The 22,123-nt window shown below is 41.7% G+C and carries 19 protein-coding genes, 1 tRNA gene and 1 pseudogene; 11 read left to right on the forward strand and 10 right to left on the reverse strand.

Going from position 1 to position 22,123, the window contains the following annotated elements:
* Window positions 1-13 precede the first annotated feature (13 nt).
* Entirely contained in the window at window positions 14-2,047 is a 2,034-nt protein-coding gene (locus B9T29_RS07205; RefSeq protein ID WP_086175270.1) for an NADPH-dependent 2,4-dienoyl-CoA reductase, read from the forward strand.
* Window positions 2,048-2,144: 97 nt separating this feature from the next.
* Window positions 2,145-2,234: transfer RNA gene (locus B9T29_RS07210), tRNA-Ser, on the forward strand.
* Between the two features lie 357 nt (window positions 2,235-2,591).
* Here the strand turns inward: B9T29_RS07210 and B9T29_RS07215 are convergent.
* The 3 genes from B9T29_RS07215 to B9T29_RS07225 all read right to left on the reverse strand — a co-directional run bounded on the left by B9T29_RS07215 (window position 2,592) and on the right by B9T29_RS07225 (window position 6,263).
* Window positions 2,592-3,572 (reverse strand): methyltransferase, encoded by a 981-nt coding sequence (locus B9T29_RS07215; protein WP_086175271.1) that lies wholly within the window; start codon window positions 3,570-3,572, stop codon window positions 2,592-2,594.
* Between the two features lie 563 nt (window positions 3,573-4,135).
* Window positions 4,136-4,834: a pirin family protein gene (locus B9T29_RS07220; protein WP_086175272.1), complete on the reverse strand. Its 699-nt coding sequence runs from the start codon at window positions 4,832-4,834 to the stop codon at window positions 4,136-4,138.
* A 193-nt stretch (window positions 4,835-5,027) separates the two neighbouring features.
* Window positions 5,028-6,263, reverse strand: coding sequence for a L,D-transpeptidase family protein (locus B9T29_RS07225; protein ID WP_086175273.1), 1,236 nt, complete (start codon window positions 6,261-6,263; stop codon window positions 5,028-5,030).
* A gap of 203 nt (window positions 6,264-6,466) precedes the next feature.
* Between B9T29_RS07225 and hemE the strand changes: the two genes are divergently transcribed.
* The 5 genes from hemE (at window position 6,467) to B9T29_RS07250 (ending at window position 12,489) form a co-directional block, all read left to right on the forward strand.
* Entirely contained in the window at window positions 6,467-7,537 is a 1,071-nt protein-coding gene (gene hemE, locus B9T29_RS07230; protein WP_086175274.1) for a uroporphyrinogen decarboxylase, read from the forward strand.
* 39 nt (window positions 7,538-7,576) lie between these two features.
* Complete coding sequence (locus B9T29_RS07235; RefSeq protein ID WP_171264005.1) at window positions 7,577-8,377, forward strand: DUF817 family protein; 801 nt, start codon at window positions 7,577-7,579, stop codon at window positions 8,375-8,377.
* A gap of 146 nt (window positions 8,378-8,523) precedes the next feature.
* Window positions 8,524-8,994 carry a DUF3015 family protein gene (locus tag B9T29_RS07240; protein ID WP_086175276.1) on the forward strand — a complete coding sequence of 157 codons (471 nt, stop codon included), beginning with the start codon at window positions 8,524-8,526 and terminating at the stop codon, window positions 8,992-8,994.
* Window positions 8,995-9,064: 70 nt separating this feature from the next.
* On the forward strand, window positions 9,065-10,951 hold the full coding sequence (locus B9T29_RS07245; protein ID WP_086175277.1) for a DUF4105 domain-containing protein: 1,887 nt from the start codon (window positions 9,065-9,067) through the stop codon (window positions 10,949-10,951).
* A gap of 140 nt (window positions 10,952-11,091) precedes the next feature.
* A complete protein-coding gene (locus B9T29_RS07250) occupies window positions 11,092-12,489 on the forward strand; it encodes a diguanylate cyclase (protein ID WP_086175278.1) in 1,398 nt (465 codons plus the stop codon).
* An 8-nt stretch (window positions 12,490-12,497) separates the two neighbouring features.
* Here B9T29_RS07250 and B9T29_RS07255 read toward each other — a convergent pair.
* From B9T29_RS07255 to B9T29_RS07285, 7 genes and pseudogenes are all read right to left on the reverse strand, one after another.
* Window positions 12,498-13,050, reverse strand: a pseudogene (locus B9T29_RS07255) (DUF4385 domain-containing protein).
* 251 nt (window positions 13,051-13,301) lie between these two features.
* Window positions 13,302-13,661 (reverse strand): cupin domain-containing protein, encoded by a 360-nt coding sequence (locus B9T29_RS07260; protein ID WP_086175279.1) that lies wholly within the window; start codon window positions 13,659-13,661, stop codon window positions 13,302-13,304.
* 96 nt (window positions 13,662-13,757) lie between these two features.
* Window positions 13,758-14,306, reverse strand: coding sequence for a GTP cyclohydrolase I FolE (gene folE / locus B9T29_RS07265; protein WP_171264006.1), 549 nt, complete (start codon window positions 14,304-14,306; stop codon window positions 13,758-13,760).
* A 93-nt stretch (window positions 14,307-14,399) separates the two neighbouring features.
* A complete protein-coding gene (locus B9T29_RS07270) occupies window positions 14,400-15,089 on the reverse strand; it encodes a Smr/MutS family protein (protein ID WP_086175281.1) in 690 nt (229 codons plus the stop codon).
* Between the two features lie 15 nt (window positions 15,090-15,104).
* Window positions 15,105-15,911 carry an indole-3-glycerol phosphate synthase TrpC gene (trpC, locus tag B9T29_RS07275; protein ID WP_086175282.1) on the reverse strand — a complete coding sequence of 269 codons (807 nt, stop codon included), beginning with the start codon at window positions 15,909-15,911 and terminating at the stop codon, window positions 15,105-15,107.
* Between the two features lie 18 nt (window positions 15,912-15,929).
* Window positions 15,930-16,976 (reverse strand): anthranilate phosphoribosyltransferase, encoded by a 1,047-nt coding sequence (gene trpD, locus B9T29_RS07280; RefSeq protein WP_086175283.1) that lies wholly within the window; start codon window positions 16,974-16,976, stop codon window positions 15,930-15,932.
* Window positions 16,977-16,993: 17 nt separating this feature from the next.
* The gene (locus B9T29_RS07285) at window positions 16,994-17,578 is read right to left on the reverse strand and encodes an anthranilate synthase component II (RefSeq protein WP_086175284.1); all 585 of its coding nucleotides are present in this window, start codon (window positions 17,576-17,578) and stop codon (window positions 16,994-16,996) included.
* A gap of 969 nt (window positions 17,579-18,547) precedes the next feature.
* On the opposite strand from B9T29_RS07285, the gene glnA reads away from it, so the two are divergent.
* The 4 genes from glnA (at window position 18,548) to ubiA (ending at window position 21,831) form a co-directional block, all read left to right on the forward strand.
* Window positions 18,548-19,963 (forward strand): type I glutamate--ammonia ligase, encoded by a 1,416-nt coding sequence (gene glnA, locus B9T29_RS07290; RefSeq protein ID WP_171264001.1) that lies wholly within the window; start codon window positions 18,548-18,550, stop codon window positions 19,961-19,963.
* Window positions 19,964-20,052: 89 nt separating this feature from the next.
* A complete protein-coding gene (locus tag B9T29_RS07295) occupies window positions 20,053-20,331 on the forward strand; it encodes a hypothetical protein (protein WP_086175286.1) in 279 nt (92 codons plus the stop codon).
* Window positions 20,332-20,434: 103 nt separating this feature from the next.
* Window positions 20,435-20,935: a chorismate--pyruvate lyase family protein gene (locus tag B9T29_RS07300; RefSeq protein WP_086175287.1), complete on the forward strand. Its 501-nt coding sequence runs from the start codon at window positions 20,435-20,437 to the stop codon at window positions 20,933-20,935.
* Window positions 20,936-20,952: 17 nt separating this feature from the next.
* A complete protein-coding gene (gene ubiA, locus B9T29_RS07305; protein ID WP_086175288.1) occupies window positions 20,953-21,831 on the forward strand; it encodes a 4-hydroxybenzoate octaprenyltransferase in 879 nt (292 codons plus the stop codon).
* Window positions 21,832-22,123: the final 292 nt, after the last annotated feature.

Raw genomic sequence — 22,123 nt, forward strand, 5'->3', positions numbered from 1 at the left:
TTAAGGATCCATTATGACAACTAGCTATGCAAATATTTTAAAACCGCTACATTTGGGCTTTACGACCATTAAAAACCGTGTCGTGATGGGTTCCATGCATACAGGTCTGGAAGACCGTTTTTATAATTATCCTAAATTGGCTGCATATTTTGGTGAACGTGCAAAAGGTGGTGTAGGTCTGATTATCACTGGAGGGATTTCCCCGAACCGTCAAGGTTGGCTGCTTCCTGCAGGTGGCACCATGAATCATTTGGCTGATGTTGCACCGCATCGCTTGGTGACGCATGCTGTACATAAGCATGGTGCAAAAATTTTGCTGCAAATTTTGCATTCGGGTCGTTATGGTTATCAGCCTTTTGTGGTTTCTGCCAGCCCAATCAAGTCGCCAATTTCACCGTTTAAACCGCGTCAGATGAGTGAAAAACAAATTTTAGAGACCATCAATGATTATGCGCATACCGCCAGTATTGCCAAAAAAGCCGGCTATGATGGTGTGGAAATCATGGGTTCTGAAGGTTATTTGCTGAATCAGTTTTTAAGCCGTCATGTCAATCAGCGTAACGACCGTTGGGGTGGAGATATTCAAAACCGCATGCGTTTTGCGGTAGAGATTGTCAAAGCCATTCGGGAAAAAATTGGCGAAAACTTCATTATCTGCTTCCGTTTGTCGCTACTAGATTTGGTGCATGATGGCAATACCATGCAAGAAGTGATTACGGTTGCCCAAGCGCTGGAACAGGCAGGCGTAACCTTGCTGAATACCGGGATTGGCTGGCATGAAGCCCGTATTCCAACCATTGTTACTTCAGTACCGCGTGCAGCATTTGCCGATTACACGGCCGAGGTGAAAAAGCATGTCGCCATTCCTGTGATTGCATCTAACCGTATTAACATGCCTGAAACAGCCGAAGCCATTTTGGCCGCTGGAAAAGCCGATATGGTGCAAATGGCACGACCTTTATTGGCGGATGCCTTCTGGGTCAGCAAGACCGCAACCAATCGTGTTGATGAAATTAATACCTGTATTGCCTGTAACCAGGCTTGCTTGGATCACACCTTTAAAAATAAGCGGGCAACCTGTTTGGTCAATCCACGCGCTGCCTATGAAACAGAACTGGTCTATTTAAAAACCCAAAGCCCGAAAAAGATTGCCGTTGTCGGTGGTGGCGTAGCAGGCATGTCTGCTGCAACAGTTGCGGCAAGTCGCGGCCATAAAGTCACTTTATTTGAAGCGGCAACTGAGGTGGGCGGGCAGTTCAATCTGGCCAAAGTGGTTCCCGGCAAAGAAGAATTTCATGAAACCATCCGTTATTTTAAAGTTCAGATTGAAAAAACTGGGGTAGAGCTTCGCTTAAATACCAGAGTAAACCGTGAACAACTGGAACGTGAAGGTTTTGATGAAGTTGTGGTGGCAACGGGAGTGATCCCTCGTGCATTAAAAATTGAAGGCAGTGATGCACCGCAAGTATTGTCTTATGCAGAAGTACTTCGTGGTGCTCCAGTGGGGGATCGTGTTGCAGTAATTGGTGCGGGTGGTATTGGTTTTGATGTATCGGAATTTTTATTAAAACCTGAACATCAGCCACAGCCGCAACCATTGGCAGACTGGCAGCGGGAGTGGAGCATTGACCCAAATCCAAATTATATTTCTGAAGGCGGCATGCAGGCTGCTGAAGTGGCGCATCCTGTCCGTGAGATCTATTTATTGCAACGTAAAACCACACCGCTGGGGATTGGGTTAGGCAAAACCACAGGTTGGGTGCATCGTGCGCAATTGAAAAAACATGCAGTGAAGATGTTACGTGGTGTGCAATATAAGTCCATTAGCAATGAAGGCTTATGGGTAGAAACCAATGGTTATGACCAACTGTTACGTGTTGATACCGTGGTGGTGTGTGCAGGACAAGAGTCAGTGACGGATATTATGCCGAATGACGGTGAACATACCTTGGCGAATTACCATATTATTGGCGGTGCCAAACTGGCAGCAGAGCTTGATGCCAAGCGTGCAATTCGCGAGGGTGCTGAATTGGCAGCCAAATTATGATGTTTTAAGTTGATTTGGTGAAACAATATTCATTTGAATGGTTTAGTTGTAATTTTTACTTGTCAGCTTTTAAAAACATCCGTATTATGGCGCACATGGAAGCGTGGCAGAGCGGTTTAATGCACCGGTCTTGAAAACCGACGAGGGTGCGAGTCCTCCGTGAGTTCGAATCTCACCGCTTCCGCCAAATTCAAAAGCCCCTGTGAAAACAGGGGCTTTTTTAATGTCTATAGTTTTTGTCCAACATAAAAAATGGACTTACCCAAGCAAAGCGTTTGCCGGACTCTTCCGAAGATTAATTAGCAAAAATTGCCATCATCAAGGATAAAGCATCCTTCAAGAAAAAGACTCCAATTTAAAAGTCGGAGTCAGGCATTTACGATCAAACAGGTGTTGAACTTAAGATACGAAACCAAGAAATCAGTAAAGGTGGATATTTGATGGGTGATTAATTTTCAAGTAAATAAGTTAGACCAATATTAAATTTTAGTTGATGATTTTCAAAAATATTCTATGGGAAAGGGTAAATTAGAGAAAAAGGCTACTATTCCAACTCGACTATATTTTCCAATTTAACCAAAACCAAAGCAATTCTTTCTATATGCTGATATGCAGGTTGTTCCAACTCTTCGCCAAAAACATCGGGATCTATTTCTTCATAACACCAGTTCATATTGGAATAAGCAGTCATAAGCTGCTTTAAGTGTTCTAAAAATCGATTGCCATCTGCTCTTATAGCAACCCCGGTATATAAAAATAAACAGCCTTGCGGATTCAGTCGTTGAATGCCTTCTTTTACAATATTAAAGGCGAGTTCATTACCATCCAGTCGATCACCACCATGTCGATATTGACGCTGATCTGCATCCATTAAATACGGAGGATTGGCAAAAATAAAATCGAATTGGCCATCCAAATGGGCAAATAAATTGCTGGAAACAGGATAAATATTGTCCAAACCTGCAAAGCTTGCATTGATTTGACTATAAAACAGTGCTTTCGGGTTCAGATCCGCCACGATCATTTCTTTAAATTCCGAAGAGAACTTGGCCAAACTGATGGCAGCTGCTGAAGTGCCACAGCACAATTCCAAGCCTCGTTTGAACGCATATGGATGAGTCGATAAATATTGTTTCAGCTGATAAACAAAGCGATAAGTGTCCGGGCCAAAAAAAACCGAATCAGCAGCCAGGGTGGGAAAACTGGAATGAATAAATAATTCATCATCTAGCGATGATACACGGACATGACTGCGCCACTGATGCTCATGGAAATGAATGAGCTGCTGTTCTTTCAGCACTGCAAAAAGTACAGGCTCAATGTCAGCTTCCGTAAATGCTGAATTCCAGCCGAATATATCCCTAAGTGTAATGGCTTTGTTCTGGGTATTGCTGTTTCGGCTTAAAATACGCTGATGGGAAAGCGGCGTGATGGTGGTAAAGCGATAGTTTTGTTGTTTTAAATAACCTAATAAAAAAAGTAAAGCCTGTTGCTGACTTGTTTGAATATCTAAAATCTGATTCATATGGATTTTCTCTTCTAATAATGAACGTATACCTGATATTTAGGTTTTATCTATTCATGCGTGAAATAAAAATAAGATAAATTGATATTCACCTAAAACAGGCTGGCTTTAAGTAAAAGTGTGATGAGGATTGGTTTGATTTATATATTTTTATTATGGGGATATATAGGGTCTGTTGACATTTCATAAATAGCTTGCGTTGTAGACTAAAATTGAGCAGACAAGGAATGCAATGCAAAGAATGGTGGTTCCATTTTTAAATTTCATGACGAAGTCTGAGATAATTATAGCTACAACCCTTCGGGACTAGCGTATTTTTTGATGCTACGTCGTTGTGAACTACGCATTTAGAATGACTAAATTTTGCAGTTCACGCCTAGTATCATCTAAAAAATACGCGTAGTCGCAAACATAGACGAATTGTCAACAGACCCTAGTAATTACCCTAACTGTTGAATGGCTAAGTTATTAATCTTATTTAAATTTAATAATTAACACGATCGAGATGACCATTTTACAATGATCATCTCAGGCTGAGGCTTATAAGCTGATAAATCGCGTTTTTAATGCTTCACTTCAGGTAAGTCAAACCAGATCACTTGCGCATCTTGCAACGCTTCAATCTGACTTGCCTCTACAAAGGCAATGGCACCACCAGCTGCTACAGTATGCTCTGCAATTTTGATTGCACCAGAAATTACATGCACATAATTAATATGTTGGGTCGCTTCAATGTTGAGGCTTTGACCCTGCTGGATTAGTGCAGTTTTCACTTCAGCTTGCTGGCGTATATGCATCGGTGCATTTGCGTTGGGGCCAACAATCAAATGCCATTGATTCGGTTGTTCACGTGGATCACATTTAATTTGTTGATAGTTCGGTTCTGCATCACGCTCATTTGGAATAATCCAAATCTGCAATAAATGAACCGGTTCATCCCCTTGGTTGATTTCACTGTGCTGCACACCCGTACCGGCACTCATCAGTTGCCATTCACCAGCAGAAATTCCACCTGCATTACCCATGCTGTCTTTATGGGAAATGGTTCCTTCAAGCACACAGGTCAAGATTTCCATATTGTCATGCGGATGGGTGCCAAAACCATTATGCGCAGCAATCAGGTCATCATTAATGACACGTAAGGCACTCACGCCCATATATTTCGGGTTATACCAATTGCCGAAAGAAAAACTGTGTTTGGACTCGAGCCATCCCATTTTGACATGACCACGATTTTCACTTGGATGTAGAAAAGCGTTCATAGTGCTGTTCCTGTCATTATTCTTGAATATAAGCATTATTCTAATGATTTAAAAATGACTTAGAAATCATAAAAAAACAACAAATCATCCTATATTTGAAACGATATTTTCTGATGATGTCTTTCATTTAAAATAAGCCAGATATCAAAAAGCCTGCAATAGATGCAGGCTTTTTTTGTGCAGTGTACAGAGATTATTCCAGGAATTTAACCGTTACACCGGATTTGACTTTTTTACCCAGGTCATTGGCATCCCAGTTGGTTAAACGGATACAGCCATGTGATGCAGTTTTAGAAATTGCAGATGGGTTTGGTGTACCGTGAATACCAAATGATTTTTTACTTAATCCAATCCAGATGTTGCCTACAGGAGCATTTGGACCTGGTGGTAAAGAAAGCGGTTTAGTATTGTTGCCTTGAATAAAGTTACTTGGTGAATAGCTATACCATGGGTTTTGCGCTACGCCAGTCACTTTATAAGTACCTGTTGGTGATGGAGTGTCCGAGCTACCAATGGTTGCAGGGAATGAGCCAATCATCTGGTTGCGGCTGTTAAATAAGTACAGTTGTTTTGCACCTTTATGCGCAACAATCAGGTGAATATCTTCCGGAACTTCATTGCGGATATTGGCTACAATAATTTTTTCACCAGCTTTTTTGAAGGTTGCTTTAGGATTTAACTTTTTCAAAAAGTCTTCATCCATATGGAACTTTTCACCCAGCATTTCGGTGACACGCGTGTAATACAAGCCTTTCATTTTTGCTTGCAGGGCATAATCGTGAGGAATAGTTTGGGCATAAGGACCTTTAAGATCCGCATCTGTCAGGGTGTATTCAATAAATGCGGGCTTGGAACCTTGCTTGGCAATCAAAGTATTCCAGGTTTCTTGAGTTAAAATACCTGTTGGTTGAATGCCATTAATTTGCTGGAAGGATGCAATCGCTTTCAGGGTATTTTTACCACTTGAACCATCAATTGCACCCGGAGAAGCATGGGCATTGTTTAACATGACATGCGCGCGTGCATAAACAGGGAACTGGCCCTTGCCAATATTTTCATACCATGTCGCGTTGTTCAGGCCATCGAGAGTCCAGGATGCTTTGGCAGCAGCACCAGCATTGCTCGGTAGTGTTGCTGTTTTTGTGGTGGGTGCAGCACCGATTGGAGCAGTCTCATCTTCAGTATTTTGAAGATCTTGCAAGGTTTGCGATGCCTTATTCAGGTCTTTTTGTTCTTGAGGTGTAATCTGTGTATTTACAGTGCTTTGAGCGCTAGAAGCTGCTTCAGTTGCCAGAGGATCAATCGGATCTTGAACGGCAACATTGGTAAGCTTTTTAGGATTTAATGGTTGTTCAGCAGTAGATGCGGCAAATGCTGTACCCGCAAAAATGCAACTTAAACTCATGGCGAGTAATGTGCGAACGAACATGTAATTCAACCTTAAGAATTCTTCATTAACTATGTGATAAAACTACACAAGTATTGCAGAAAAAATGAGGAGATGCAGTATTTGTTTTGTGTAAAAATTATTTTACATTTAACGTGATCGATTTTTAACTGCAAGAGAAGTTATTAAATTTTCGACCTTTTTGTTATGATGGTTCGAAGATTAAAAATGAGATGGGAAAGTAAATGACGACGCTAAAAAACGATCGTTTTCTGCGGGCCTTATTGCGTGAGCCGGTAGATACCACACCAGTTTGGATGATGCGTCAAGCAGGACGTTATTTGCCTGAATATCGTGAAACACGTGCCAAAGCAGGTGATTTTCTTTCCCTGTGCAAAAATAATGATTTTGCCTGCGAAGTAACTTTACAACCTTTGCGCCGTTATGACCTGGACGCTGCCATTCTATTTTCAGATATTTTAACCGTGCCCGATGCTTTGGGACTTGGCCTGTATTTTGAAGCTGGGGAAGGTCCGAAATTCCATAAAACCATCCGTAGCGAAAAAGATGTGGCGAATTTACCTAACTTCAATGCTAAATCTGATCTTGATTATGTGATGAATGCTGTAACCACTATTCGTTCTGCATTAGGCGGTCAAGTGCCATTGATTGGCTTTTCAGGTAGCCCGTGGACACTGGCCACCTATATGGTAGAAGGCGGTTCCAGCAAGGATTTTCGCTATACCAAACAGATGATGTATGCACAGCCTGAAGTGTTGCACGCTTTGCTGGACCGCTTGGCCATTGCTGTGATTGATTATTTAAATGCACAAATTGATGCTGGTGCGCAAGCTGTACAGATTTTTGACAGCTGGGGCGGTGCGCTTGCACATCGTGAATATATCGAATTTTCACTGAATTACATGCAAAAAATTGTTGCCGGTTTAAAACGTGAAAAAGACGGGCGCAAAGTTCCGGTCATCTTATTCACCAAGGGCGGTGGTCAATGGCTAGAGCCTATGGTCGCTACGGGTGCAGATGCCTTTGGCCTGGACTGGACTACGCCATTGAACGTGGCACGTCAAACTGTGAATGGCCGTGCTGCATTACAGGGTAACCTTGATCCGGCTACTTTATATGGCTCGCCAGCATCCATTGAAAAAGCCACCAAAGCCATGCTGGATGATGCCTATGCAGGTGGTGAAAAAACCGGTTATATCGCCAACTTAGGTCATGGTATTACCCAATGGGTAGATCCTGCGAATCCTAAAGTATTTATCGATACCGTGCATGAATATAGCGCTAAATATCTTTAAGTACGTGTGAGTAAACTCATTTTTTAGGATTCAACCTTGATCAGTCTGTTTAAATCATGTTTTGAGTTCTCATTTAAGGCAGCTTCGGCTGCCTTATTTGGGATTTTACTGCTCGTTGCTTTTGTACTTACAGCATCCATGGGAAGCCAGGATTTTTATGGCTTCTTTCGTTATGACTATTTGCTGTTTTATGCCTTAATCATCCAAGCCTGTTTGCTGTATTTAAAACTGGAATCGTGGGCCGAAGCCAAGGTCATTGCCTTGTTTCATATCATGGCCATGGGCATGGAAATTTTTCTGACCCATCCACAGATTGCATCCTGGCAATATCCACAGCCAGCTGTATTTAAAATACTGACTGTACCCTTATTTGCAGGATTTATGTATTCGGCAGTGGGCAGTTTTTTTGCCCGATCCTTAAGGCAGTTTCAGGTGTCGTTTGAGAAACTGCCAAATTTTAGCAACATGCTGGCTTTGGCGGTGCTTTCCTATATTAACTTCATGAGTAAATTTTTTGTTCCAGATATACGCCTGGTGCTGTTTGCCTGGAGCGTGATTATTTTCTGGAAAACCAAAATTCGCTTCCAGTTGCAACAGCATCAGCTGCAACTGCCGATGTTACCGGTGCTAATTATTTTAGCCTTTATTATCTGGATTGCAGAAAATATCAGTACCTTTAATAAAATCTGGTTATATCCAAGTCAGGTCGATGCCTGGCATATGGTGGGCTGGGGCAAGCTGGGTTCCTGGTATTTATTGCTGCTTTTGAGTCTGGTTTTGGTATTAAAAATACTTGGAAAACGTAGTGAAGATGGGATTTGGAAGTTAAAAAATAAATAATTTCAAATGTTTATATGGTGATTGATAACTTTAGTATAAATTGTTTTGCGTTGTGAGAAAGTTGCAGCTATCTTACAAAGGTGTAATAAAAATTGCACAACTGTGAAGAATTAAAACACTTGGATAATAAATTCTGGAGAATAGCCATGATGAAAAAATTAGCTTTAGCTGCAGTTGTAGCACTCGGTTCTACCGCAGCATTTGCAGATAGAGATGCGGGTTGTGGTATCGGTTCACAAGTCTGGGCAGGTAAATCGGGTAAGGCGCCTAAAATTCTGGCTGCAACGACTAACGGTCTTTTTGCTAACCAATTATTCGGTATTACTTTTGGTACGCTAGGCTGTAGCGGTACAGGTACAGTCACTGCTCAAGCTGTGACTTTTACCAATGAAAATGCTGAATCTTTAGCACGTGATATGGCAGTCGGTGAGGGAGAAAGCTTAAATGTACTGGCTGAACTTTTAAATATTAAAGCGCAAGACAAAGCCCGTTTCTTTGCGGTATCTAAACAAAACTTCGCTAAAATTTATTCAGCAGAAAATCATGATTCTTTACAAGTGCTTGCATCTTTACAGGCTGTGATGGCTAAAGATGAAGTGCTGAAAGCCTACGTATAATCGAATATCCCAAAACCCTGTCATCTTGACGGGGTTTTTCTTATTGAATAATTGATAATTCCAGATTTGCATGAAATCACTTGCGTTCGTTTTTGCTTTAACCTCTTCCACGGTTGCCTATTCAGCAACGACTGTCCAAATTGCTCAACCCTATATAGAACGTGCAATACAACAAAAACTAGACCAATACATCACTTGGCAAAGGTTGATGTATGCCGATAAAAAAGGACACAGTGAAGTCAGCTATGCAGGTTTTTTCTTATCCAATGACGGGAAGACTGATTTAAGGCAGGAATTACAGGCCAATATCCAAGCCTTATTCCAAGTGGCTGAACCGAATCAATCGGTACGTTGCCGTTTTCCTGCACGCAGTCAATGGTTAATGCAGCAACTGAATATTTCAGAACAGCAATTGCCAGCGGTAAATTGCCCGGAATTGCAGGACTGGATCGGGCAGATCAAGCCTTATAAAGCAACACTCATCTATGCAACCGACTTTATGGGTAATCCCAGTTCCATGTTTGGGCATACCTTGTTGCGTCTGGATCCCAAAGATCAAAAGCAGCTGAATCTGGTTTCTTATGCGGTGAATTATGCTGCTACAGTTAGCGAGGGAGAAGACTGGTCTTTTGCCTGGAATGGTCTAACCGGTCAGTATCCGGGTGAATATTCCCTAATGCCTTATTACCGCAAGGTAAAAGAATATGGCGATCTGGAAAGCCGTGATTTGTGGGAATATGAACTCAGTTTAAGTTCCGATGAAACCCGATTTTTAGTGCAGCATATTTGGGAAATGAAACATGTAAGTTTCCCTTATTACTTTGTCAGTGATAACTGTGCCTATCGGTTATTGGGGCTGATTGATCTGGTTCGTCCACAGCTTAATTTAAAACAGCACTTTAAAGTGGCTGCCATTCCGGTGGAAACCATTAAGGCGATAGAACAGCAAGGCTTGGTCAAAGAAACGGTCTATCGGCCTGCTTTAGAAACCCAATTGCTATCACAAGCCAGACAGCATGGTAAAAGCCTGGCCAAAGTGGCGCACCAAATCGCTTTTGCTAAAACAATAGAGATGTCTAAGCAAATAGAATCTTATCAGGATTTAGATAAAACCAAGATTTTAGAGATGGCTTATGACGATTTATATCTGCAATTGATTGGAACTCAAGTTGGGCCAAGTTTTGCCCAGCCACGGTTACGCCAGTTATTGAGTTTACGCAGTCAAATTGATTTTGAAAAACAGCGTCAACAACCGCAACGTCCTAAAGTAGATCCCACCCAAGCCCATGATGCCCGTCATTTTTTGCTAACGATGGGCGAAGTGCAGGGTGAGAAGTTCATCGAGCTGGGACAGCGTCAGGCCTATCACGATCTGATTGATCCGCAAGGGGGCTTCAGGACGGGTACGCAGTTGCTATTTTGGGATGGTTCAATCCAGTATCGCGATGATAAATTGAAACTGGAGCATTTTGATTTTCTGAACGTGAATTCTTATAACCCACTAACTCCGTTTAAAACCCCACTCAGCTGGGGTTTTAATTTTGGCTGGAAGCAGGAGGCTTTGGATCAAAAGGGTCAGTTCAGTGAACATGAGCAACATGGCATTGCCAATTTACAGGTTCAGATGGGCTATAGCTATGCAAACCCGGAGCGTGAGCATTTGTGTTATATCCAACTGCAAAATCATATACAGGCAGCTAAGGCTCTGGATCAGGGCTGGCGTATTGGTATGGGGCCGACACTAGGCTGTCAAAATATCTGGTCAGATCACGTAAATAGCTTGGTACAGCTTGAATTACCGTATTGGCAAGATAGCCAGCAATGGCAACTTAAACTGAATACCCAGTGGCAATATGTCATTAATTCACAAAATGCACTTCGATTGAATTGGCAATACCAGCAACAAGACCATAAGGACTGGATGAAAACCAGTCTGGGATATGTGCGTTTCTTTTAGAATAAGTTGTTCAATAAATGTAAGTTTTTTCTCATTATTCATATAAAGCAAGCATGAGTTCACACAGTATTTTTTATCATTATTTGTTATATTAATAACGTAATTTTCTCGTTCTCTCAAAAAGTCTTGGAATTAATGGTATGAATACTGAAAGTATTGCCGTGCTTGCTGCGCAATGGAAATCGGTTTGTCAGGACTTTTCAATCACAGATTTAAATGACACTTTTCAATTTATTCAGGCGCATTCCCAGACACTGGTTTATGAATTTTATAAAAATATCATGCAGGAAAAGGAAGCTTCCTATTTTTTATCGGATGATATTGTTCAGAACCGGTTAAAAACCACACTAAATCAGTGGTTAATAGATTGCTTTCAGGTGCCGTTCCAGCAGAACTTCACTGAGATTGTAGAAAAACAGCTGATGGTCGGAAAAGTCCATGCGCGTATTGGTATTCCTTCCTGGCTGATTATGCGTGGTGTCGGTGAGATTGAAAAGAAAGTCTTTTTACTTCAGACCGGACAGGTGCAAAAAAATAGTTTGTGTATGGCTTCTTATATCGTACAGATATTGGGCTTTGCTTCGGAAATTATGTGCCGTTCTTATGAAGTCAATCTGGAAAAGAATAATGATATAAAACATACTTATCGTTTATTTTCTGCTATGCAGGATGTAGCTGCGCAAAAGGACAAGCAGCGCAGCTCATTATTAAACTGGGAAAATGAGCTGATGTTTAAGGTATTTTCCCACGAGCCGAAATTTACGCATCCCTTACTGTCAAAATCTGAATTTGGCTTATGGTTTATTCATAAAGCCGCTTATGCATTTACCGGATCGGAACAGGTCACGGCCATTGTGGATCGTATTTACCAGATTGATCCGCTGAGCCAGCAGGTTTTAAATGCTGCCAAAAAAGATAAAGCCATTCAGTTGATTCAGGATATTCGTGATAAAAATAGAGAAATTCAGCATCTGGTCGATCAACTTTTTCAGGTTGCAGATTATATCGACTCGGGCAGTGATTCCCTGACTCAACTGCTCAACCGACGCTATTTGAGTACCATTGTTTCGCGTGAAATTAATTTTTCCCGTAAAAATAATGCGCCGCTGTCTTTGCTGGCCATAGATGCAGACCACTTTAAACGGATTAATGACAAATTTGGACATGCAGCGGGTGATTCGGCTTTACAGTTTATTGCTGAAGTATTGCACGATTCTATCAAGGGAAGTGATTATGCATTCCGGATTGGCGGGGAAGAGTTTTTATTGTTGCTGGTTGATAGCGATTTAATCCGGGCAAAGGAACTTGCAGAACAGATCCGTAGCCGGATTCAGGAAACTACCATTGGTACCCGACCGGGCAGCAGTTTTAATTTTACCGTCAGTATCGGTTGTGCACTTTATGATGGTCATCCCGACTATCAGCGTTTTCTGGATGCTGCTGATACTGCACTGTACGCAGCCAAGAATAGTGGCCGAAATCGGGTCTATGTGGCTCAAACCGAGTTACAAGCCTCAACTATGACTGTACAGAGTTAACAAAGCGCCTAGCTATTGGACTGCTGAAGCCAGGCTTTGAATTTCTGTTTCTGTGTCATATATTCGGGATGGGCTTTGGCTGCATCCCATTTTTGTTTAAAAATTTTCGCTGCTGCCGCTTTGATGGAATCTTCTGTTTGACGCGGCAATTGCTCACGCCCATGTGTGCCGCTTAACCTTTTTTATCCTCAGGCACAGGCCCATCATATTTTTTTCCGCTTTTATGATTGGCATAGCGCCGTGCACGGGTATAACCCATCTGTAAAAACTTACGCGCCATATCGGCATCGATAAAATCGTGCTGTTGTAAATAGCCTAAGAAAAGCTGATAAATTTTTTCACTGCTGATTCGGGCTTTATCTTCATCGGCAAAACGTCAGTAGGGCAGGATTTCTGATTTATAAGGTTCAACCAAAAGCACACCTTGTTCACCACGGCCAATGCGGTACAGTTCAGGCTGTTGTCTAAAATTTTCTTAAAGTCGAGCGAATAGTCGAAGCTTGTCGAAACCACCCGTGATTTCCGGCGTGGCGTGGCCTCAGAAGAGGTTTTTCTGGTCATAATCTCTCTGTGCTTTTCAGCCCTTTAAGTCATTATGAATAAGACATCAGGCATGATGTGTATCTAATTTTGTGTTCAGATTTTTATCTACTATTTTTCTGATGCTTTCACTTGTCTGATCACTCAGTTAAATGTTTAGAAGAATGTGATCAGTAATAAGCTAGAGAGAAGGGTTCATGTTGTAAAATGTACTGACTACTCGTTTAAAATTTTTATAAAAACCTGAAAGAAAAAAACAGTATCCACAGGTTTTAGGCTTCAACCACCACAAAATATTTTCGAACCGCTTCAAGCACTTCAAATGTTCCCGTAAAGCCGGGTGGAATAATGCCAGCGTCACCTGCTTTAATTTCGACAAAACTCTGCGTTTTAGAATCATGCAAGCGTACTACGCCTTCAATCACCTGAAAGAACTCCTGTTTGTTGTCAGCAAATACAATATTCCATGCACCTGCTTCACAGCTCCAGATGCCACAGTTCATATTGGGATGCTCATATAAACTTTCAGTTAGGCGTTTAGGATTGCCTGCAACCAGACGATCAGGACGGGGATAATCAATGGTTGTTTCACTCTGAGTTAAACCGTGACCTGCTAACCAAATAGATGACATGATTGATCCTTAAAATCGAAAAGTTGCATAAACAAAAAAGAAATTAAAGCACAAATAAAAAAGCCTCAACAAGTGTTGAGGCTTTTCAATGATGAATTAATAAGATTCAGGTAGCGCACTTAAAAACTCTCGGCGTTCCTCTTTATTGGTTTTAAAATCACCGACAAAAGAAACCGTACGGGTAGTGGATTCCTGTTTGCCTACACCACGCATCATCATGCACATATGCGCTGAATCAATCATCACCGCCACACCACGTGCTTTAGTCACTTCAGCTACGGCTTCTGCAATTTGCTGGGTCAGGTTTTCCTGAATTTGCAAACGACGGGCAAACATTTCGGTAATGCGGGCAAATTTGGACAAACCGAGCACATTGCCTTCAGGCAAATAGGCAATATGTACACGACCGTAAAAAGGCAATAAATGATGTTCACAGAGTGAATAGAATTCGATATTTTTGACCAATACCATTTCACGGTTATCGGAAGGGAAGACCGCACTATTGGTCACTTCTTCTAAAGTTTTGCTATATCCAGACGTTAAATACGAAAAAGCTTTAGCAGCACGCATTGGCGTATCTTTAAGACCAGGACGATTAAGATCTTCACCAACGGCAGTTAAAATGTTGGCGTAGGATTGCTGCATAGACATAAGACGTGTTCACTTACACTGATATTGAACAAGGACGGCATTGTAGCAGAAAACCACTCCAATGCCTGCTTTTGAGGAAAAATCCGATTACTGTTTGAATTTTGGGTTCTTTTCTGCACGTTTCAGCAGAACCAGAACCGCACCGGTTCCACCCTGATTTTCAGGAGCACTGACAAAGGCTAAAACATCACGGTGCTGACGCAGCCAGCCATTCACATAGGTTTTTAAAATAGCTTCAGGCCCTTTGCCATGTACAATTTTAATGACGTTCTGATTTTCATCTTTGGTCATTTGAATAATCTGTAGTACAGCTACACGGGCTTCTTCTACGGTACAGCCATGCAGATCGACCGCTTCAAACCAGCGCAGGTTGCCTGCTTTTAAATCTTCAAAAACTTTATGCTGTAACGTGGCAATGCGATAGCTTAACGCCGCTTGGCTGGCTACCGGATTGAGCATGGCTTGAGTATCCGACAGCTCCGCCTGATCGGTTTCCATAGGGCCGGTTGCGGCTGCACGTTTGGCTAAAATTTTTGCATCCGGTTTTTTCTTTTTGTTCTTTTCAATCTTTGCAATATTACTGCTGTCGATTTTTTTGACACCTTGCATCGATTTCTGGAACAAAGCGAAATCATCTTCCTGCTCTTGCTGAGGCTGAGCTTTAGGCTCCTCAGGCTGCTTGGCAATCGCGCTGGATTGTGGATGGGTAATTTGCTTTTTAAAAGATTTCAGTAAATTGTACTGATCTTTCGAAAGCGAAGAATCATGTTTACTCATAATCTTTAATATTCATTAAATAGTTTCAGGCTGACCAAACAATGCCGTGAAGGCATGATCTGGACGAGGCTGTTTCATAAAACTTTCACCCACAAGGAAGGCATGAATATCATGTTCTTGCATCATGTGGACATCATGTGGAGTGGCAATACCACTTTCAGTCACCAGTAAACGTGAAGGCTCAAGCAATTTTTTCAAGCGTAGTGATGTGTTTAAATCGACATCAAAGGTTTTTAAATTACGGTTATTCACGCCTAACAGACAATGCTCTGAAAGTCTCAGTGCACGTTCAAGCTCAGCTTCATCATGCACTTCAACCAGAACATCCAGATTGTGTTCAAATGCGGTTTTAGACATTTCTTCGAGTTGCTGGTCAGACAGGCACGCCACAATTAAAAGAATACAGTCTGCATGCAGGGCACGGGCTTCAATCACGCCATAAGGGTCAATCAGGAAATCCTTGCGTAATGCAGGCAAGGCACAATGCGAACGGGCAATCTGGATATTTTCATCCGCACCCTGGAAAAAGTCCACATCTGTCAGTACAGACAGGCAAGCAGCACCTGCCTGTTCATATTGCTGGGCAATTTCAGCAGGATTAAAGTTCTCGCGAATCACGCCTTTTGAAGGAGAGGCTTTTTTGATTTCAGCAATCACGCCTGGACGCTTGTGTTGTAAAGACTGCGCAAAACCACGCACAGGTGTTGCCGCCTGAGCTAGTTCTTCCACATCTTTATAACTGTGTTGCTTAAGACGAGCAGCAAATTCTTGCTGTTTACGATCCACAATTTTGCCTAAAATTGTATTTGCGATATCTACCATGATCTTTGTCCTGTCGTCTTAAGTTTCGTATTCTTTTAAAGTTTTGGTGTATTCAGACAAAATGCCCATCTTTTCCAAAGCTTGACCGCCATAGATAATATCATGTGCCAAAGCAACGCCTTGCTTATAGCTGTTGGTCAAACCTGAAACGTAGATCCCGGCACCGGCATTCAGTGCCACCATACTGGCCGCTTTTTCACCTAGGGCAGACTTTTTCTTGCCTAAAGCATCTTTAATCAAAGCCAGACTTTCAGCTGCGCTATCTACAGAAAGGCCAGTTAAGGTTTGCGATTCAATATCGACCGCTTCGGGTTGAATTTCCCATTCGGTAATTTCACCGTCTTTCAGTTCAGCCACATGAGTGGAAGAGGCCAGACTGATTTCATCCAGACCATCTTTAGAATGCACCACCATGACATGTTCTGCGCCCAGCTGTTTCAATACTTCAGCCATCGGAAGACAAAGTTCGGTAGAGAATACGCCAATTACAAAACGTTTTACCCCGGCCGGATTCGTAAGCGGGCCAAGCAGGTTGAAAATACTGCGGAAGCCGAGTTCTTTACGCGGGCCAGCAGCATATTTCATCGCTTTGTGATGATTCGGTGCAAACAGGAAACCGACGCCCATTTCACGGATGCAACGTTCAGTTTGCTGCATGTTGAGGTCAAGATTAATCCCGGCTTGTTCTAAAAGATCAGATGAGCCTGATTTGGATGACACACCACGGCCGCCATGTTTGGCAATGGTTGCCCCAGCAGCTGCAATGACAAAACTTGATGCAGTCGATACGTTAAACAGGTTTTGGCCGTCACCGCCGGTACCGACAATATCAACCAGATGCGGAAGATCGCTGACATCAATTTTAATCGCAAATTCACGCATTACACGAGCAGCTGCGGTAATTTCGTCAATGCTTTCGCCTTTTAAGCGTAGGCCCATCATTAAAGCACCAATCTGTGCATCGGTTGCTTGACCATTCATGATGGTACGCATTACTTCTTCCATTTGCGGTTGAGTGAGCTCGATATTTTTAGTGATGTTATTTAAAGCTTGTTGAATATTCATAATCTTGATAGCGCTCGTTATGCGTAAATTTCTAAAAAGTTTTTGAAGATTTGGTGACCGTGCTCACTCAGAATGGATTCAGGATGAAACTGCACGCCTTCGATTGGCAATGTCTTATGTTTCACGCCCATGATCTCTTCCATAGAGCCATCTTCTTCATTGGTCCAGCAGGTCACTTCCAGGCATTCTGGCAATGTCGCCTGATCAATCACCAGTGAGTGATAGCGCGTTGCAGAAAACGGAGAAGGCAGATTGCTGAAAATCCCCTTATTGCTGTGATACATGTCCGATAAACGGCCATGCATGACTTTTTTGGCGCGAACCACATCTCCACCAAAGGCTTGTCCAATACTTTGATGTCCCAAGCACACTCCCAGTAAAGGAATTTTTCCGGCAAAGTGCTGAATTGCAGGAATGGAAATGCCTGCTTCGCTTGGTGAGCACGGACCAGGACCAATAACGAGATACTTCGGTTGCCATCGCTCGATATCTTCCAATGTAACGGCATCATTACGGACTACTTTTACTTCCTGATTTAACTCGCCAAAATACTGCACGATGTTATAGGTAAAAGAGTCATAGTTGTCGATCATTAAAAGCATGAGCTAACCTATTGAAATTTGCGCACTTAACTGTGCTCGAATAGTCCAAGAATACTCGCATGATTCAAGTTTTCACTGCATAGTCTTATTTAAACTAAAAGCAGTCAAAACGGCTAAAAAATGGAGTGCGAATAATCATAGCAAAAAATAAACATTTTCTGCTGAACTATTTCTATGATAATGATTTTAGAGAAATCACTGCGGGTGAATAAGCTGATTTATTTGCATTTTATGGTAAATGAAATTCATTGAAGATTGTTGCAATAATTTGATGTTATTTTTTGAATATGGTAAAGGCTTGATCTGGATTTAAAAGCACTGAATGGTAAATGATTAATATATTTTGGTAATATACTATCTATAAGTAAGTATTGTGCTGTTTAAATTTGCTTCATTGAAGCTTGGCTTCATAAAAGAACATAAAGCAATGAATATCAGATTTATAAGTTGTCACCAAAATGGCGCAGAGTGTTTCATGCGTTTGAAACTTTGAAATAATTAAAGTTTAACAGCTGAAAAAATAAAAAATATATAAATAATAATAAGATATAATTTATTTGTGGTTTAATGGGTTTTTAGCTTAAAAATTAAAATTCTGAAAATATTCATTAATGAAATCATTAATATGACAGAGAAAAAATTATTAAGTATTTATTTTAAGCGGAACCGATACATATTTAGTCAAATGGCAAGTAAAGCAGGGCTTTTGTTAGAGGTAGAAAATAAATATGCACCAATTTAGTACACTAAAAGCAGCTTTTTAAGTAAAAGCAATTAAGAGTGTTTGAATATGGTGCATTTGGATTTGGACACAGTATAATAGCCTCAAAGCAAAGCGCTTAAATCTGCTATTCTGATAAAGAATTCAGTATTTTATCTTTGTTTTTTTAAAGTTGGTATGAGAATTGCTTAACAGATACCAACTACTAACACGCACTTAGCAGGTGCAACAAAAATCATCGGAGCAAAATGAGCATGGCGAACAAGGTCCTTCAACTCATCCAAGAAAGTAGCGCAAAATGGGTCGATTTTCGCTTTACTGATACTAAGGGTAAAGAGCAGCATGTAACTTACCCTGCAGATTCAATCGACGAAGATACATTTGAAGACGGTAAAATGTTTGATGGTTCTTCAATCGCTGGTTGGAAAGGCATTGAAGCATCTGACATGATCTTACGTCCAGATGCAGAAACTGGTTTTGTAGACCCGTTCTTTGCTGAGCCTACAGTTGTTGTGACTTGTGACGTAATCGAGCCATCTACTGGTCAAGGTTATGAACGCGATCCACGCTCAATTGCTCGCCGTGCAGAAGAATACTTAAAATCAACAGGTATTGGTGATACTGCATTCTTCGGTCCAGAACCAGAATTCTTCGTTTTTGACGAAGTGAAATGGGACATCGACATGTCTGGCGCGCGCCACACATTGATCGCTGAAGAGGCTGCTTGGTCTACTGGTAAAGATTACGAAGCTGGTAACTCAGGTCACCGTCCACGTGTTAAAGGCGGTTACTTCCCGGTTCCTCCTGTAGATTCTTCACAAGATATGCGTGCTGATATGTGTGCCCGTATTGAAGACATCATGGGCCCAGGCCGTGTAGAAGTACATCACCATGAAGTTGCATCTTGCCAGTTAGAAATTGGTGTGAGCTTCAACACCATGGTTCGTAAAGCGGACGAAGTTCAACAGTTTAAATATGCGGTTTGGAACGTTGCTCACCAATACGCTAAAACTGCGACTTTCATGCCTAAACCAATGGTAGGTGACAACGGTTCTGGTATGCATGTTCACATGTCTATCTCTAAAGATGGCAAGAACTTGTTTGCTGGTGATGAATATGCAGGCCTTTCTGAAATGGCATTGTACTTCATTGGTGGTGTGATCAAACATGCTCGTTCATTGAATGCAATTACTAACCCTTCTACAAACTCGTACAAGCGTTTAGTTCCGCATTTCGAAGCACCGATCATGCTTGCTTACTCAGCACGTAACCGTTCTGCTTCTATCCGTATTCCTTACGTTTCTAGCCCTAAAGGCAAACGTATTGAAGCACGTTTCCCAGATCCAATGATGAACCCGTACTTAGGTTTTGCTGCATTGTTGATGGCTGGCCTTGACGGTATCCAAAACAAGATCCACCCAGGTGAAGCTGCAGACAAAAACTTGTATGATCTTCCTCCTGAAGAAGAAGCTAAAATCCCTACAGTGGCTCATAGCCTAGATATGGCACTTGAAGCTCTTGCAGCTGATCACGATTACCTGCTTAAAGGTGGCGTGTTCACTAAAGAAATGCTTGATGCGTATATCGAACTTAAAACTGAAGAAGTACGTCGTCTTAATACGACTACTCACCCAGTTGAATTTGATATGTACTACAGCTTGTAATTCATATTCGAATTTAAGTTCAAGAAAAACCCGCGCTTGTCGCGGGTTTTTTGTATGATGGGGTGAAGATTTACAAGAGTCATCACCTTATGGCAAAGCCACGTAAAAAACAAACCAGCTTTTATCCTTGGATTGATCCGCTTGATCACGACAAGGGATTTAAAATGAATTTCTCGACTGTGGAATACATGGAAGTCGGTCGTACGGTTGAAGGTTATAAGCAAGCTGAGTTTATAGGGCTTAAAAATCCTGAATTGGCTTTGGATTATGCTTATCCTGAAAGCTTTTATTTAAGTGCTGAAGGCATGATTTTAATCAAGACTCCGCAGGGGAAATTTGAAGTGATAGCCAAGACAGACAACTGTTAAATCAAGATTTTGTTTTAAATTGAATGATGATAAGTAAACTTAAGTCTTCTGAATATCATTTAAACTGTGTATAAATTTCCACATTTTCAAGAGCTTTAACGTTATGCGTGAACCGCGTGCATACGCAAATCAAAATCCAATCATTTTACCTGTATTAAAGCCGTGGTTATATGCTTCAGGTTCACTGACACAGCAATTAACCGATTTTGCGGGTGGGGTATTCAAGGTTCAGCCCATTGAAGAGCATTATCAGCGGCTTCTACGTGCAGATGCGCAATGGATGAATATGCCGCATCAGCATACGTCGTGGGTACGTGAAAGCTATCTATATGGCTGTGAAGATGCACCGTGGGTCAAAGCCAAAAGCATCTTTCCAATTTTAAGTTTGCAATCCCGGGCACGCATCTTTCAGCATATTGGTAAAAAACCAATCGGATGGTTTCTATTTCAACGTACCAATCCGGTTTGTCAGCGGCGGGTAATTCTACTTGAAGATGGCTGGACACGACAAAGTTGCTATACTTGGCATGGTTGTAAATTCATTGTGCAGGAAACTTTTTTGCCTGCATTTGAACGCTTTATTCAACAAAAAATTAAACAGTAACCTGGTTAAGGAATGTCATGGCAACTGCACATCAAATTACCTGGCGTGAACGTCTGGATGCTTATTATTATCTCTGCCGTTTTGATAAGCCGATTGGCACGGAACTGGTGTTCTGGCCGACCATGTGGGCACTTTGGGTGGCTAATCAGGGAATCCCAGGCATTGGGATTTTAATTCCCATGATTCTGGGTACCATTTTTATGCGTGCTGCGGGTTGTGCTATTAATGACTTTGCTGACCGTAAAGTGGATGCGCATGTAGAACGAACTAAAAACCGTCCTTTGGCTACTGGTGTGATCAGTGCTAAAGAAGCTATTTATGTGTTTTTGCTACTTGTGGCTGCCAGTGCATGTATGCTGTTTTTCTTGCCTATTGAAACGTTCTACTGGTCATTTGGGGCGCTATTTCTGGCATTTATCTATCCCTTTATGAAGCGCTACACCAACTTGCCACAAGTCTTTCTAGGCGCGGCATTTTCATGGTCCATTCCGATGGCTTATACCGCAGTCGGGCAGACACCGGACTTAAGCTGCTGGCTTTTGTATTTTGGCAATCTGGCTTGGACAGTAGCTTATGATACGCAATATGCCATTACCGACCGTGAGTATGATTTAAAGATTGGGGTGAAATCGACAGCCATTTTATTTGGCAAATATGACATCGAAATCATTTCTTTATTACAGGTCAGCAGCCTGGTCTTAATTGGCAGTGCCATGTATTTGGAAAATCTGTTGATGCCATTCGGTTTAATCGCGTTGTTATGCGTGGCAGCCGATTTTATCTATCAATGGAGCAAGACTCATGACCGTGATCCACAGCGCTGTTTCTGGGCATTTCGGCATAATCGCTGGGTAGGTGTCATGATTTTTGCTGGAATTTTTCTCGCTTTGCTTTAGCGATAAATTGAAGTAAAAATCGCCATAAAAAGTATCCATGCGGATAATGCTGATCAGTTAAGGAGTTTCGAAATAGACTCTTTAGCTTTTTAGCAGTTCACGACGGAGTCTTACCGTTTTAAATCAAAGTCTTGCAGCTCATTTGTTACTTTGGTTTCGCCCTGAGAAGCATTGCTTCGTAAGACCAAAGGCATATGTCATCCGCAAAACTCGTCAGCCACTATCAACTAGCAAATTTGTCACAGAAACAATCATTTTTTAATCTTGCGGTGCAATGCACCTCATGCCTCAA

This window comes from Acinetobacter sp. ANC 3903, assembly GCF_002135315.1.
Classification (GTDB): domain Bacteria; phylum Pseudomonadota; class Gammaproteobacteria; order Pseudomonadales; family Moraxellaceae; genus Acinetobacter.